The sequence below is a fragment of the Actinomycetota bacterium genome, assembly GCA_005888325.1.
Classification (GTDB): domain Bacteria; phylum Actinomycetota; class Acidimicrobiia; order Acidimicrobiales; family AC-14; genus AC-14.
The window spans coordinates 51,691-65,400 of record VAWU01000013.1; the positions used below are offsets into that span (position 1 = coordinate 51,691).

Below are 13,710 nucleotides of genomic sequence, written 5' to 3' on the forward strand. Positions count from 1 at the left end.
CGTGTGTCCTCCCGGAAGCGGTCGACCCGAGCCGAACGGGCGGCGGACTTCGCCGCGGCCGTCGGGCGACCGGTGAGCTCGACGTCGGCGAGCGAGCCCACGACCAAGATCTCCTCGCGGTCCGCGGTGACCTCCGGCGGGCCGGTGAACCACTCATCCGGCAGGCGGCCCGCGAACCAGCCCGCCAGCTCCTCGGCTGTCTCGTTCGGTGTTTTCATACTTACAACATTACACGAGGGAGGATTACTAAACGAAAACCTTTACAAATAAGGGGGTCGGGCGTACAACTGCCAGCGAGAGAGGAGCTGCACATGACCCGATCCGATACCCCTTCGCAGCCCAGCCGTCGCTCCAGCCGCACCGCGATCGTCACTGGTGCGTCACGCGGGCTCGGCCTGGCCCTGAGCCGGGCCCTCGCGGCGCGGGGGTGGTGGCTGGTGCTCGATGCCCGAACCGCCACCGACCTCGACGCCGCGGCCCGCGAGCTCGCCCGTCACACGGTCGTGCGGTCGATCCCCGGCGACGTGGCCGACCCGATCCACCGTCGCGCGCTGGTCACCGCCGCGGCCGACCTGGGCCGCCTCGACCTGCTCGTGAACAACGCGAGCGTGCTCGGGCCGAGCCCGCAACCGGCCCTGGCCGCGTATCCCCTCGACGTGCTCGAGGACGTGTACCGCGTGAACGTGCTCGCGCCGCTCGCGCTGACCCAGCTGGCGCTGCCGCTCCTGCGTGACAGTCGAGGACAGATCGTCAACATCACGTCCGACGCGTCGGTCGAGGCCTACGAGGGTTGGGGCGGCTACGGGTCGTCGAAAGCGGCGCTCGATCAGCTGACCTCCGTGCTCGGGGTCGAGGAGCCCGAGCTGCGGGTGTACGCGGTCGACCCGGGCGACATGAACACGCGTCTGCACCAGGAGGCCTTCCCGGGCGAGGACGTCTCCGACCGGCCTGCGCCCGAGGCGAGCGTTCCGGGCCTGCTCGAGCTCATCGATGGCGAGCTGCCCAGCGGGCGGTACCGGGTGCGCGACCTCGTTGCGAGCGCGGTGTGAGCGCTCTCACCATCGCAGCCGCTGCCGTCGAGGCGAACGAGCCGCCCGAGGCGAGAGGCCTTCCCCGTGACAGCGTGCGTCTGCTCGCCGCACGTGGGAACGGCGGGCTCGAGCACACGCGCTTCCGCCGGTTGCCCGACCTGTTGGCCGCGGGTGACCTGCTCGTCGTCAACACGTCCGCCACACTGCCCGCGGCCGTCCCCGCCACCGATCAGTCGGGCACCGGGGTGATCGTGCACCTCTCGACTCGAATGCCGGGCGACCTGTGGTTGGTCGAGCTGCGCCACCCGGTGGCCGGCGGCGCGAGTGAGCCCTGGACCCGTGGTGCCGACGGCGAGAGTGGCGTCGGCCCTGCGCTCGAGCTGCCGGGCGGGGCGACGGTGGAGCTGCTCGCGCCCTGGGCGCACGGAGAGGGGCGGCTGTGGTTCGCGACGCTCGCCCTGCCGCAGCCGTTCCTGACCTGGCTCCACCGGTACGGGCGCCCCATCCGTTACGACTATGTGCCGCGCGACTGGCCTCTCGCGATGTACCAGACGGTCTTCGCACGCGAGCCGGGCAGCGCGGAGATGCCCAGCGCGGCGCGTCCCTTCACGCCCGAGGTGGTGACCGAGCTCGTCTCGCGCGGCGTCGCGTTGACACCGCTCTTGCTGCACACGGGTGTGTCGTCGGGCGAGGCCCACGAGGCGCCTTACCCGGAGCCCTACCGCGTTCCGATCACGACCGCCCGCCGGGTGAACGAGACGCGAGCGGCCGGCGGTCGCGTCATCGCGGTGGGGACGACGGTGGTGCGCGCGCTCGAGACCGTCGCCGACGCGGACGGCGTCGTCCATCCGGGTGAGGGGTGGACCGACGTGGTCGTCACCCCGGCGCGAGGGGTACGCGCGGTCGACGGGCTGATCACGGGCTGGCACGACCCCGAGGCATCGCATCTCCAACTGCTCGAGGCGGTGGCGGGGCGGGAGCTCCTCGACCGTTCGTACGAGGCGGCAAGGGCCGCGGGTTATCGCTGGCACGAGTTCGGGGACTCGCACCTGCTCCTTCCCTGACGCGCTCAGTGGGCCCGGGCGGGGTGCCGATACACCGGGCATGAGCGCGTTGTCCGCCATCGTCTGCGACGACGATCCCGAGGCCAGGCAGGTGGTGAGCCGGCTCGTCTCCGCCTGTGGGTTCGAGGTGGCCGCCGAGCTCGACCTCGCCGTCAGCGCGGTTGCCGTGGCCGAGGTGATCGGGCCCACCGTCGTCCTGCTCGACCTCTCGTTCCCGGGCCTCTCGAGCCTCAAGGCGATCCCGCTCCTGCGGGAGGCGGCGCCCGGTTGTGAGGTCGTGGTCTGCTCCGCGTACGAGACGGTGCGCCCGACCGCCCTGCGCTCGGGCGCGACCGAGGTCGTCGACAAGGGCGACCTCCACCGCCTGGAGCAGGTCCTGAAGAAGATCGCGGAGCTGCGGGGCGCCACCTCCGGCGTCGCCGCGCCCTGACCCAGCGCGTCTTCCGCCTCGGTGACGAAGCAGCCCGCCCGCATTGCGTCGTGCACGCTTGTAATCTTGTAATGATGATTGACGAGGGCACCGAGCAGGACCGGCGCGAGCGGGAAGCGCTCGACGCCTATTCAAGCGTGGTCGTGGCCGTTGCGGCGGCGGTGACGCCGTCGGTCGCCAGCTTGAAGGTCACGCGACGGGCGCGGAACGGCCGCCCCGCCGACGGCGCGGGCTCGGGCGTCGTCATCACGCCTGACGGCTTCCTGCTCACGTCGGCCCATGTCGTGGCCGGCGCCCACCGGGGCGGCGCGCTGTTCTCCGACGGCTTCGAGGCCGGGCTCGAGGTCGTCGGCACCGACGCTCTCTCCGATCTCGCGGTGGTGCGCGTCCGGGGCGGCGACCTCGTGCCCGCGGAGCTGGGCGACGCCGATCGGTTGCGCGTCGGGCAGCTCGTGATCGCGATCGGCAACCCGATGGGCTACACCGGCTCGGTCACGGCGGGTGTGGTGAGCGCGCTGGGCCGGTCGTTCCCGACGCGCGCCGGCTCCGCCTCTCGACTCGTGGAGAACGTGATCCAGACCGACGCGGCGTTGAACCCGGGGAACTCGGGCGGCGCGCTCGTCGACGGCCGGGGACGCCTGGTCGGCGTCAACACCGCCGTCGCAGGCATCGGGCTGGGGCTCGCGGTGCCCGTCAACGACACGACGCGGCGCATCATCGGCGCGCTCATGAGCGAAGGCCGCTTCCGGCGCGCGTACGTCGGCATCGCGGGCGGCCGCCGGCCCTTGCCGCCGCGCGTCGCGCGCGCGGTGGGTCGTGAGCACGGGATCGAGGTGGTCGAGGTGATCGCAGGCAGCCCCGCGGACCGGGCCGGCCTGCGCACCGCGGACATCGTGCTCGACGTCGACGGTGTCGCGGTCGAAGGTGCCGACGACCTGCAGCGCATGATGATCGGCGATGCCATCGACCGGCGGCTCACGCTGCGCGTCGTGCGGGGTGACCGGGTGTTGCAGCTCGATGTCACGCCGGCGGAGCTGGTGGTGACGTGAGGCGGTCGGTTGCGCGACGGCCTGGCTGACGCCCGCCGTCCTACGTCAGCGAGTCCGCGAGCTTCTCGGCCTCGTCGACGAGGTCGCCGATGACGGCGAGCCCCGCGTTCCAGAAGTCGGGATCGGTGAGGTCGACGCCGACGATGGCCGCGAGGGCCTCCGGGCGATCGGAGCCGCCGGCTGCGAGCAGCTCGAGGTAGGAGGGCACGAACGCCGCACCTTCGGCCTCGTACCGCGCGTAGATGGCGAGGGCGAGCAGGTTGCCGAACGCGTACGCATAGACGTAGCCGGGCGTGTGGATGAAGTGCGGTATGTAGCTCCACCACGTGGCGTACTCGTCGGAGATGCGTACGGAGTCGCCGAACATCTCGCGCTGCGTGCGGAGCCACTCCTCGCCGAACCGCTCGGCCGAGAGCTCGCCTTCGCTGCGCCGCAGGTTGTGCACCGCGTCCTCGAAGCGGTTCATCGCCGTCTGGCGGAAGACGCTCGCCGAGATGTCCTCGATACGAGACGCGATGAGCGCGAGCCGGGCGCTGGGCTCGTGCTCGTCGTCGAGCAGGCGGGCGAACGTCACCGTCTCGCCGAAGATCGAGGCGGTCTCGGCCAGCGTCAGCGGCGTCGCCGCGTTGAACAGCCCCTGGCGATTCGCGAGCACCTGGTGGACGCCGTGGCCGAGCTCATGGGCGAGGGTCATGACGTCGCGCCGGCGGGCGGTGAAGTTGAGCAGGACGTACGGGTGCGCGGTGGGCACGGCCGGATGCGAGAACGCACCGCCCTGCTTTCCCGGCACGACGGGTGCGTCGATGTAGCGCTCGAAGAAGCCCGCGGCGATCTCGGCCATCTGGGGCGAGAACGACCGGTACGCGTCCAACACGGTGCGGCGCGCCTCGGGCCAGTCGACCTCGCGTTCGTCGGGGAGGAGTGGCGCGTAGCGGTCGTGCTCGGTGAGCTCGTCGAGCCCGAGGAGGCGCGCCTTGAGCCGGTACCAACGGGCAGGAAGGTCGTAGCGCGACGTGACCGACGTGACGAGCGCCTCGACCGTGCTCTCGTCGATCTCGTTGCTGAGGTTGCGCGACGAGATCCACGTGGGAAAGGCGCGCAGTCGGTCGTCGGTGGACTGGTCGGCGAGGATCGTGTTGAAGATGTACGTGCGGACCGTGAGACCCGGCTCGAGGGCGCGCGTGACCGCGTGCCCCGCGGCCCGCCGCACCTCGCGGTCGGGATGGTGCAGGCGCGACAACGCCTCCTCGAGCGGCACCCTCTGCCCGTCGAGCTCGACGGAGATCGCGTCGGTGACCTGGGTGAAGAGCCGGGACCAGGCCGAGCGCCCGGTCACCGTCTTCTCCGCGAGCACCTTTTCCTCGGGCTCGGAGAGCAGATGGGGACGGAAGCGCCGGGCCGCTTCGAGGAAGTGGCGCCAGCGGGCGAGCGCGGGTTCGGCGAGCAGCTCCGCCGCCCGCACGTCGGGGACGGCCGCCCACTCGAGCTCGACGAACAGCAGCTCGGTGGCGATCGCCGTGGAGCGCTCCTCGACGGTCTGGAGCAGCGCGCCGCGGGCGGGGTCGGCGGTGTCGGTGGCGAACCGCAGGTAGGCGAAGGCGCCCGCCCGGTCGATGCGCTCGTTGATCGCCTCGAGCTCGTCGGTCGCGGCGGCGAGCTCGGACGCGGAGAGCGCACCGATGCGACCGTGAAAGCGCGCGCTGAACGACTTGGCGTCGTCGAGGGCCGACGAGAGGTCGTCGGCAAGCGCAGGGTCGTCAGGTGAGGCGTACAGCGCGCTCAGGTCCCATCGGACGGTCTCCGCTCCGGTCGTCATACCGGCAAGGTTAGAGGGGCGCGACCGACGCACGAGCCGCCGATGGACGAAGGTGGAGGCGATGACCACCGAGCCGACGAGCAGCGCGACCGTGCGCGCCTCCGGCGCTGGTCCGCTGCGCGCCTCCGGCGCGGCCGTCGAGGTGCGCGGCCTCGTGCATCGCTTCGAGACGCCAGACGGCACGCTCACGGTGCTCGACGGGCTCGATCTCTCGGTCGCCGCGGGAGGCTACGTGGCGCTCAGCGGCCGCTCGGGCGCGGGGAAGAGCACGCTGCTGTCGGTGTTAGGCGGCCTCGAGCGCCCTCAACGCGGCCACGTCGACGTCGGCGGTCACGACCTCGATGCGCTCCACGGCGATGAGATGGCGGCGTTCCGGCGCACCACGGTGGGTTTCGTGTTCCAGCACTTCGGTCTGCTCGGGGCGTTGACCGCGTCGGAGAACGTCGAGCTCGCGCTCACGTTGGCGGGCGCGCGGCGCGATCGACGCCGGGAGCGGGCGGCCGAGTTGCTCGACGCGGTCGGCCTGACGGGGCGGGCCCGACACCGACCGCTTGCCTTGAGCGGCGGCGAGCTCCAGCGCGTCGCGATTGCCCGCGCGCTCGCGAACGAACCCCGCCTCGTTCTCGCCGACGAGCCGACGGGGAACCTCGACGAGGACTCCACCGAGCGCGTGCTCGATCTGCTCGAGGCGGTCACGGCGGCAAGAGGCTGCACGCTGATCGTCGTCACGCACAACCGTGCGGTCGCGGCCCGCGCCCACGTTCGCCACCGGCTCGACGGCGGGATCCTGCACCCGGAGGTCAGCGCTTGAGCTGGCGCGACGCGATCGACCTCGCCGGACGGGGCATGCTCCGGGGTCCCGGGCGAGCCGTGCTCACGGTCATCGCGGTGACGTTGGCGACGACGCTGCTCACGGGACTGCTCACGATCGCCCGAACGGGCGAGACGCGCGTGCTCGACGAGATTGCCAAGGGCGGGCCGCTGGCGGGGATCAAGGTCGAGGCCGCGCAACCCGCGCCGGGTCAGGTCGACAGCGACACGGCGCTCTCCGGCGAGCCGCACGAGATCGACGAGCGGGCGCGCCGGCGCATCACCTCCCTCCCGGGCGTGGCATCAGTCGTGCCCATCGTGGTGGCGCCCGTCTTCGTCGTGCCGCCCACGACAGGCCGCGGCGCGACGGTCCCCTCCTTCGGTGAGACCTATGTCGGGGTGGACTTCGCCCGGGTGGACAAGCTCCCGGTCTCGCTGCTCGCCGGCGCGCTTCCCGCGCCCGGCTCGCGCACCGAGGTGGCGGTGACGCAGGGATACCTCGAGCGCGTCGGCGTCACGAAGGCGAAGGCGGCCGACGTCGTCGGCGACGAGGTCGAGCTCGGCGCGCCGCGTCGGTTCGAGGACGGCCAGACCCGGGGCCGGTGGACGCGCTCGACCATCGTGGGCGTGGTCGCCCAGGAAATCGACAGCGGCCAGGTCCTGGGTTCGCTCGACCAGGCCCGCCTGGCGCGCGAGTGGACGGTCGCCAGTGATACCGGCGATGCCGGACGGTTCGCCCTCTCCTCCTCGCCCTACAGCGGGTTGTTCGTCGTGGCGAAGGGCCTCGACCGGGTGGCCTCCGTGCGGGCGCAGATCACCGGCATCGGCTTCGCCACCAGCTCACCCGAGAGCCTGATCACGGAGTTCCAGCGCTACCGGCGGGTGGTCGAGATCGTGCTCGGCGGCATCGGGGTCATCGCCCTCGTGATCGCGGCCCTCGGGATCTGCAACGCGTTGCTCGCAGCAGTGCGCGAGCGCACGCGGGAGATCGGGGTGCTGAAGGCCATCGGGGCGCGCGACCGCGACGTGGTGCACGTGTTCCTCGTGGAGGCGACCGCGCTCGGTCTCGTCGGCGGTGTCATCGGGGCTGCGAGCGGCTGGGCGGTGGCGCGCGCCGTCGGCGCGGTGGTGAACCGTTACCTCACCACCGAGGGACTGGCCGGCGTCACGGTCGGGCTCCCGGCGTCGGTGGTCGTGGCCTGCGTGGTCGGTGCCGTGGTGCTCGCCCTCCTGGCCGGCGCGGTGCCTGCCGCGCGCGCGGCGCGCCTGCCGGCGCGAGAGGCGTTGGGTGACCAGTGAGGTGCCGGGTCGCGACCGCGCTGCTCGCTCTCGTTCTCGCGATGGCCGGGTGCGAGAGCGGATCGGGGCGCTCGCCGGGCGCGAGCGCGGGACCGCCTCGACCCGCACCGCGGACCGTCTATGTGTCGGTGGGCGGCGACGAGACGTTGGGCGCGACCCTGAGCTTCGAGGACCGGCTGCGGGAGGTGTGGCCACAGGTGCTCTACCGACGCGCCCTCCCGGAGGACGCCGTCTTCTACAACCTCGCCCGCGCCGGGGGGCTCACTGCGGACGCGATACCCCCTGTGCTCGATCTCGTCGACGAGCTGAAGCCGACGCTGACCACGCTGTGGATGAACAGCACCGACGAGACGCAGATCACGACCGTGGTCGATCGCCTGCGTCGCAACGGCACCACCCGGGTGCTGGTCGCCTCCACCAACGAGGTCGTCGCCAGAGTGGCGGCGGCTGAAGGCGCCACCGTGGTCGAGGTGCCGGGCTCGCCGGTGTCGCCTGCCGACCATCGTGCGGTGGCCACCGCGTTTGCGAACGTGCTGCGGGGCGGGAAGCGGTGACCGCCCCCGCGTAGTGTGCGCGGGATGAGCACGCGACCGGCGATCGTCGTCGAACGTCTGCAGAAGGCGTTCGGCACGGTCCGCGCGCTCGACGGCATCGACCTCACCGTGCCCCAGGGCACCGTGCTCGGCCTGCTGGGCCCCAACGGTGCGGGCAAGACCACCGTCGTGCGCATCCTGACCACGCTGCTCGCGCCCGACGGGGGCCACGCCGAAGTGGCCGGCTTCGACGTCGTGCGTGACGCGGTCCGCCTCCGTTCGGCGATCGGGCTCGCGGGCCAGTTCGCAGCCGTGGACGAAATGCTGACCGGGCGCGAGAACCTCGAGCTGGTCGGGCGGCTCTACCACCTGGGCCGCGCCGAGGCCCGAGAGCGGTCCGCCGATGTGCTCGAGCGGTTCGACCTCGTCGACGCCGCCGACCGCACGGTGAAGACCTACTCGGGCGGGATGCGGCGCCGCCTCGATCTGGGCGCCAGCCTGGTCGGGCGCCCGGTGGTGCTGTTCCTCGACGAGCCCACCACCGGCCTCGATCCCCGCAGCCGCATCGGATTGTGGGAGGTCATCGAGCAGCTGGTCGATCGAGGCACCACGCTGCTGCTGACGACGCAGTACCTCGAGGAGGCCGACAAGCTCGCCGACGCCATCGCCGTGATCGACCACGGCCGGGTCATCGCCGAAGGCACCGCCGACGAGCTCAAGTCGCAGGTCGGCGGCGACGTGCTCGAGCTCGTCGTCGTCCGCCGCGAGCAGCTGAAGGACGCGGTGACGGCCATCGCGCCGCTCACGTGCGGCGAGCCCCAGCTCGACGAGGACACCGGCCAGGTGCGTGTGCCGGTGAAGGGCGGGGCGAACGTGCTCGCCGAGGCCGTGCGCCACCTCGACGCCGCAGGTGTGGCGATCGCCGACCTGGCCCTGCACCGGCCCACGCTCGACGACGTCTTCCTCGCGCTCACGGGTCGCGCTACCGCGGCCGAGGCCGGAGTCGCGTCGTGAGCTCGTCGCCCGCCTCGTTGTCCTGGGCGGTCACCGACGCGATCGCGATGACGCGGCGCAACCTGGTGCGGTACGTCCGCGTGCCCAACCTGCTCGTGTTCTCGACCATCCAGCCGGTGATGTTCGTGCTCCTCTTCACCTACGTCTTCGGCGGGGCGGTGCGCATCCCCAGTGGGTCCTACAAGGACTTCCTGCTGCCGGGGATCCTCGTCCAGACGGTGATCTTCGGTTCCACGCAGACGGGCGTCGGTCTCGCCGATGACCTGTCGCGAGGCATGATCGACCGCTTTCGCTCGCTCCCAATGGCGCGCTCCGCGGTGCTCGCGGGACGCACGCTGTCCGATACCGTGCGCAACCTCTTCGTCGTGCTGCTGATGATCGGAGTCGGGCTCCTCATCGGGTTCCGCTTCCACGCCGGGTTCATCTCAGCCGTGGGGGCGATCGTGCTGGCCGTGCTGTTCGGTCTCGCCTTCTCGTGGATCTCGGCGTTCATCGGCATGGCGGTGCGCGACGTCGAATCGGCGCAGACGGCCGGGTTCATCTGGATCTTCCCTCTCGTCTTCGCCAGCGCGGTGTTCGTGCCCGTCGCCACCATGCCCGGCTGGTTGCAGTCGTTCGCGCGCGTCAACCCGGTGACCAACACGGCTGAAGCCGTGCGCGCGCTCTGCCAGGGCGGCCCCACCGCCACGCACGTCTTCCACTCGATGGCGTGGATCCTGGGCATCCTCCTCGTGTTCGTCCCGCTCTCGGTTCGCCGCTACCGGCGCGTCTGAGCCTCCCGCCGGCTCGGCGACGCGTCAGGCGAACACCTCGACGAGGTGGTGGGCGGTGAGGTCGAGCTGCGGCGTCGCATCGCGGGGATGAGACCGTCGAGGGCGATCACGCGCCGGGCTCCATACACTTCGAATCTGGCACCGCGCGTCGGCCGGTACGCTCGGCGCGCCGGGGGCGTAGGTCAGTGGCAGACCGGCAGACTTTTAATCTGCGCGTCGGGAGTTCGATCCTCCCCGCCCCCACGACGTAGCCCTCACCACATCACCCCGCGATGTCACGCGTCGGGTTTGCGGACGCGGCGACGGGGGGAGGCACCCGGACATGTCTATCGGTGTCGGCACCCTCGTCGTGATCCTGCTGGTCCTTCTGATCCTGTACGTCGCGCGCCGCGCCTGACCGTCACTCCTCCGTAACCGGGTAACCCCGCAGCTGGGTAACGTGGTGCATGCACACCGACGAGGCCCGCCAGCGGTTGGAAGACGAGCGAACCCGCCTCGAAGGCGTGCGCGAGACGTTTGCCGACGAGCACCTCCACGAGGAGACCGAGACCGAGAACCTCTCGGAGCTGTCGGGCCTCGGCCAACATCAGGCCGACACCGGCACCGAGACCTTCGAGCGCGAGAAGGACCTCTCGATCCTCGAGCGGGTCGAGAGTGAGCTGAGCGACGTCGAGCACGCGCTCAACCGGCTCGACGACGGCACCTACGGTCTGTGCGCCGCATGCGGGAAGCCCATCGGTGACACCCGGCTCGAGGCCATGCCGGCCACCCGCTTCTGCGTCGACGATCAGGCGGTCGCCGAGGGCCAGGTCCCCCGGCCCGCCGGCTAGCGCGCGCCGGCCGACGTTGCGCAAGGGGATCCCGCTCGGGGTCGCGACCGGTCTGCTCGCCGGTGCGGGTGTCGGCGTCGCCCTCTCCGACCACGAGCGGCGACACCGGCTCGAGCGCCAGGCGCGCGTCTGGCGCCTCACGACCCGGCGCGGTGCGCACTGGGCGACGATGAAGGTGCGCGGGAGGAGGGCGACCGATGCGGAGCGGGCCCGCCTCGAGGAGCAGTTCGCCATCCGCACGGCCGAGGACGTGGCCCAGGTGCTCGGCAACATGAAGGGCGCCATCATGAAGGCGGGTCAGATGATCTCCTTCATCGCCGAGGGGTTGCCGCCCGAAGCCCAGGCCGCGCTCGCGACCCTCCAGGCCGACGTGCCGCCGATGGCGCCGAGCCTGGCCGAGGGCGTGATCCGCGCCGAGCTCGGCGCCGACCCCGAGAAGCTCTTCCTCGAGTGGAACCGGGTGCCGGTCGCCGCCGCGTCCATCGGTCAGGTGCACCGGGCGGTCATGCCCGACGGGCGGGTGGTCGCGGTGAAGGTGCAGTACCCCGGCGTCGACAAGGCCATCAAGAGCGACCTCGACAACGCGGAGATGCTCTACGGGCTGTTCGCGTCGTTCGCGCTCAAGAACATGGACGTCAAGGGCCTGGTCGACGAGCTCCGCGCGCGCATGGGCGACGAGCTCGACTACCGGCTGGAGGCCCGGTGCCAGGCCGAGTTCGCGGTGCGCTACCGCGGCCACCCGTTCATCCACGTGCCCGAGGTCGTGCCCGAGCGCTCGACCCGGCGGGTCATCACGAGCGAGTGGGTCGGCGGGGTCAACTGGGCCGAGCTGCTGGCGACCGCGTCCCCCGAGGCGAAGCAACAGGCAGCCGAGATCCTCTTTCGCTTCGCAGAGGGCTCGATCTGGCACCACGGCGTCTTCAACGGCGACCCCCACCCGGGCAACTACCGGTTCCTGCCCGACGGCACCGTCACCTTCCTCGACTTCGGGCTCGTCAAGCGCTGGTCACCAGGTGAGCTCGAGAGCCTGAGCCCCATCCTCGACGCCATCCTGCGCAGCGACCCCGACGGCACCGAGGCGGCGCTCATCGAGGCGGGCTTCCTGTCCGCCCATCATCCGCTCACGGCGAAGCGGATCTACGAGTACGTGAGCACGCCGTACCTTCCGTTCCAGACCGACGACTTCACCTACACGCCCGAGCACGTCGCCACCACCATCCAGACGATGATCGACCTGAACGGCGAGTTCGGTGACGTCATCCGCCAGCTCAACATGCCGCCGTCGTACGTGATCCTCGACCGGGTGGTGTGGGGGGTCAGCGCGTTGTTGGGACGCCTCGGGGCGCGCGGCAACTTTCAGGCACTGCTCGCCGAGTACCGCAAGGGCGCCCCTCCGTCGACCGAGCTCGGACAGGTCGAGGCCGCATGGCGCGCGCGACAGTCGACGGTCGCGCCGTAGCTCGTCGTGGCGGCACTCAGTCGCCGGCGTCGAGGCCCTTCGCCATGAGCCAGCCGCGCGCCCGTTCGGTCCGCGGGTAGCGGTCGACGAGCGCCCAGAACTCCGGCCCGTGCGTCGCCTCGACGAGGTGCGCGAGCTCGTGCACGATCACGTAGTCGAGGACCCATCCCGGCTCGCGCGCCAGGCGGGAGGCGAGGCGGATGGAGCGCTGCGCCGGCGTGCACGAGCCCCACAGCGAGCGCTGGCGGTCCGACCACTCGACCGACACCGGATGGGGGAGCTCGTAGCGCCGGGCCAGGGCGGCGACCCGGGCGCGCAGGTCGATGTGGTCGGATGACCGGCGACGCTCGAAGCGCCGCACCATCTCGCCCACCCAGTGCTGCTCCTCGGCGCGGCTCATGCAGGCGGGGATCGCCACGCGCAGCACCCCCCCGACCTCCCATGCCTCCACGGTCTTGCGCCGCCGGGCGCTCCGCACGACCTCCACATTCATCGCTCGGAAAGCTAATAGGGCTGGACTACCGTCTCCGCACATGGCACTTCCCATCGAGAAGCTCGGCACCCGCTACGCCGAGCGCACCGACACGATCGACCCCGACAGGGCCAAGGCCTACGCGGCAGCCACCAACGACGACAATCCCGCCTACGAGTCGGGCAAGTACGCGCCGCCGATCTTCGGGGTGGTGCCGACGTGGGACGCAATGCTGCTCGCGGCGGCCGACGTGATCCCGCCCGACGCGCTGCCTTTCATCGTGCACGGCGAGCAGGACATGCACTTCCATCAGCCGCTGGTGCCGGGCGCGGAGCTCACGACCGCGGCCGAGGCCCACAGCGTGCGCGTCGGCCGCTCGGGCACGCGCTTCACGACCCGCATCATGAGCAACGACGTCGACGGCAGGACGGTCATGGAGGTGTTCAGCACCACGTTCATCCGCGGCATGAGCGACGGAGACAGCGGAGGCCCGGACAAGCCCGTCCACGCTCTTCCTCCCGACCACGGGGAGCCCGTGGCCACGTTCACCGTGCACGTCGACGACGACCAGACCTACCGCTACCGCGACGCATCGGGCGACACCATGCCGATCCACGTCGACGACGCGTTCGCCAAGAGCGTCGGCCTGCCCGGCATCATCGTGCACGGCCTCTGCACGATGGCCATGTGCAGCCAGGCTGTGGTGAAGACGGTGGCGGGCGGCGACCCGAGCCGGTTGAGGCGTCTGGCCGTGCGGTTCTCCAAACCCGTGCTCCCGGGCAACGACGTCGTCACGACGATCTACGACATCGGTAACGGCGCGTACGCGTTCGAGGCGACGAGCGCGGGCTCCACCGTCATCAAGGACGGCCGCGCCGAGGTGGCCCCCGCATAGCCACGCTGCGCCTCTTCGCAGCGGCGCGGGAAGCGGCCGGTCGCGCGACGACGACGATCGACGCGCCCACCGTCGGCGCGGTGCTCGACGAAGCCCGGGTGCTGTTCGGGGAGCACTTCGCCGCGGTGCTCGGCGCGTCGCGCGTCTGGCTCAACGGCGAGCCAGCGACCGACGACGCCGCGGTTGCCGCCGGCGACACCGTGGCCGTGCTGCCGCCCGTCTCGGGCGGCTGACC

At 71.5% G+C, this 13,710-nt stretch carries 15 protein-coding genes, 1 tRNA gene and 1 pseudogene (1 of these 17 only partly in view); 14 read left to right on the forward strand and 3 right to left on the reverse strand.

Going from position 1 to position 13,710, the window contains the following annotated elements; all coding sequences use genetic code 11:
- A pseudogene (locus tag E6G06_02390) lies at nt 1-218 on the reverse strand (hypothetical protein) (it extends 318 nt beyond the left edge of the window).
- A 93-nt stretch (nt 219-311) separates the two neighbouring features.
- On the opposite strand from E6G06_02390, the gene E6G06_02395 reads away from it, so the two are divergent.
- The 4 genes from E6G06_02395 to E6G06_02410 all read left to right on the forward strand — a co-directional run bounded on the left by E6G06_02395 (nt 312) and on the right by E6G06_02410 (nt 3,574).
- On the forward strand, nt 312-1,049 hold the full coding sequence (locus E6G06_02395; protein ID TML93352.1) for an SDR family oxidoreductase: 738 nt from the start codon (nt 312-314) through the stop codon (nt 1,047-1,049).
- Entirely contained in the window at nt 1,046-2,095 is a 1,050-nt protein-coding gene (locus E6G06_02400; protein ID TML93353.1) for an S-adenosylmethionine:tRNA ribosyltransferase-isomerase, read from the forward strand. The genes E6G06_02395 and E6G06_02400 overlap by 4 nt, the downstream gene beginning before the upstream one ends.
- A 40-nt stretch (nt 2,096-2,135) precedes the next feature.
- Nucleotides 2,136-2,525, forward strand: coding sequence for a response regulator (locus tag E6G06_02405; GenBank protein ID TML93354.1), 390 nt, complete (start codon nt 2,136-2,138; stop codon nt 2,523-2,525).
- Between the two features lie 74 nt (nt 2,526-2,599).
- The gene (locus E6G06_02410) at nt 2,600-3,574 is read left to right on the forward strand and encodes a PDZ domain-containing protein (GenBank protein TML93355.1); all 975 of its coding nucleotides are present in this window, start codon (nt 2,600-2,602) and stop codon (nt 3,572-3,574) included.
- A 40-nt stretch (nt 3,575-3,614) separates the two neighbouring features.
- Here E6G06_02410 and E6G06_02415 read toward each other — a convergent pair whose 3' ends face one another.
- Complete coding sequence (locus E6G06_02415; protein TML93356.1) at nt 3,615-5,390, reverse strand: M3 family oligoendopeptidase; 1,776 nt, start codon at nt 5,388-5,390, stop codon at nt 3,615-3,617.
- 61 nt (nt 5,391-5,451) lie between these two features.
- Between E6G06_02415 and E6G06_02420 the strand changes: the two genes are divergently transcribed.
- The 8 genes from E6G06_02420 (at nt 5,452) to E6G06_02455 (ending at nt 12,108) form a co-directional block, all read left to right on the forward strand.
- Complete coding sequence (locus E6G06_02420; protein TML93357.1) at nt 5,452-6,201, forward strand: ABC transporter ATP-binding protein; 750 nt, start codon at nt 5,452-5,454, stop codon at nt 6,199-6,201.
- Complete coding sequence (locus tag E6G06_02425) at nt 6,198-7,499, forward strand: ABC transporter permease (protein ID TML93358.1); 1,302 nt, start codon at nt 6,198-6,200, stop codon at nt 7,497-7,499. Before E6G06_02420 ends, E6G06_02425 begins: the two co-directional genes overlap by 4 nt.
- Nucleotides 7,496-8,053 carry a hypothetical protein gene (locus E6G06_02430; protein TML93359.1) on the forward strand — a complete coding sequence of 186 codons (558 nt, stop codon included), beginning with the start codon at nt 7,496-7,498 and terminating at the stop codon, nt 8,051-8,053. Before E6G06_02425 ends, E6G06_02430 begins: the two co-directional genes overlap by 4 nt.
- Nucleotides 8,054-8,077: 24 nt before the next feature.
- Nucleotides 8,078-9,046: an ATP-binding cassette domain-containing protein gene (locus E6G06_02435; GenBank protein ID TML93360.1), complete on the forward strand. Its 969-nt coding sequence runs from the start codon at nt 8,078-8,080 to the stop codon at nt 9,044-9,046.
- Between the two features lie 47 nt (nt 9,047-9,093).
- Entirely contained in the window at nt 9,094-9,819 is a 726-nt protein-coding gene (locus tag E6G06_02440; protein TML93451.1) for an ABC transporter permease, read from the forward strand.
- 171 nt (nt 9,820-9,990) lie between these two features.
- A tRNA-Lys gene (locus E6G06_02445) sits at nt 9,991-10,065 on the forward strand.
- 200 nt (nt 10,066-10,265) lie between these two features.
- Complete coding sequence (locus E6G06_02450) at nt 10,266-10,649, forward strand: hypothetical protein (protein TML93361.1); 384 nt, start codon at nt 10,266-10,268, stop codon at nt 10,647-10,649.
- 16 nt (nt 10,650-10,665) lie between these two features.
- Nucleotides 10,666-12,108 carry an AarF/ABC1/UbiB kinase family protein gene (locus E6G06_02455; GenBank protein TML93362.1) on the forward strand — a complete coding sequence of 481 codons (1,443 nt, stop codon included), beginning with the start codon at nt 10,666-10,668 and terminating at the stop codon, nt 12,106-12,108.
- Nucleotides 12,109-12,124: 16 nt separating this feature from the next.
- Here the strand turns inward: E6G06_02455 and E6G06_02460 are convergent, their stop codons facing one another.
- Nucleotides 12,125-12,601, reverse strand: a complete 477-nt coding sequence (locus tag E6G06_02460; protein TML93363.1) for a M48 family metallopeptidase — start codon at nt 12,599-12,601, stop codon at nt 12,125-12,127.
- Between the two features lie 40 nt (nt 12,602-12,641).
- On the opposite strand from E6G06_02460, the gene E6G06_02465 reads away from it, so the two are divergent.
- Together E6G06_02465 and E6G06_02470 are read left to right on the forward strand one after the other, a co-directional pair.
- Nucleotides 12,642-13,475 carry a dehydratase gene (locus E6G06_02465; protein ID TML93364.1) on the forward strand — a complete coding sequence of 278 codons (834 nt, stop codon included), beginning with the start codon at nt 12,642-12,644 and terminating at the stop codon, nt 13,473-13,475.
- Complete coding sequence (locus E6G06_02470; protein ID TML93365.1) at nt 13,472-13,708, forward strand: MoaD/ThiS family protein; 237 nt, start codon at nt 13,472-13,474, stop codon at nt 13,706-13,708. The genes E6G06_02465 and E6G06_02470 overlap by 4 nt, the downstream gene beginning before the upstream one ends.
- Nucleotides 13,709-13,710: the final 2 nt, after the last annotated feature.

Bases quoted from the DNA above. Each gene is read 5' to 3' on its own strand.
- E6G06_02405 (TML93354.1), top strand. From the start codon at position 2,136: ATGAGCGCGTTGTCCGCCATCGTCTGCGACGACGATCCCGAGGCCAGG.
- E6G06_02415 (TML93356.1), bottom strand. From the start codon at position 5,390: ATGACGACCGGAGCGGAGACCGTCCGATGGGACCTGAGCGCGCTGTAC.
- E6G06_02450 (TML93361.1), top strand. From the start codon at position 10,266: ATGCACACCGACGAGGCCCGCCAGCGGTTGGAAGACGAGCGAACCCGC.
- E6G06_02440 (TML93451.1), top strand. From the start codon at position 9,094: ATGACGCGGCGCAACCTGGTGCGGTACGTCCGCGTGCCCAACCTGCTC.
- E6G06_02460 (TML93363.1), bottom strand. From the start codon at position 12,601: ATGAATGTGGAGGTCGTGCGGAGCGCCCGGCGGCGCAAGACCGTGGAG.
- E6G06_02420 (TML93357.1), top strand. From the start codon at position 5,452: ATGACCACCGAGCCGACGAGCAGCGCGACCGTGCGCGCCTCCGGCGCT.
- E6G06_02410 (TML93355.1), top strand. From the start codon at position 2,600: ATGATTGACGAGGGCACCGAGCAGGACCGGCGCGAGCGGGAAGCGCTC.
- E6G06_02465 (TML93364.1), top strand. From the start codon at position 12,642: ATGGCACTTCCCATCGAGAAGCTCGGCACCCGCTACGCCGAGCGCACC.
- E6G06_02435 (TML93360.1), top strand. From the start codon at position 8,078: ATGAGCACGCGACCGGCGATCGTCGTCGAACGTCTGCAGAAGGCGTTC.
- E6G06_02395 (TML93352.1), top strand. From the start codon at position 312: ATGACCCGATCCGATACCCCTTCGCAGCCCAGCCGTCGCTCCAGCCGC.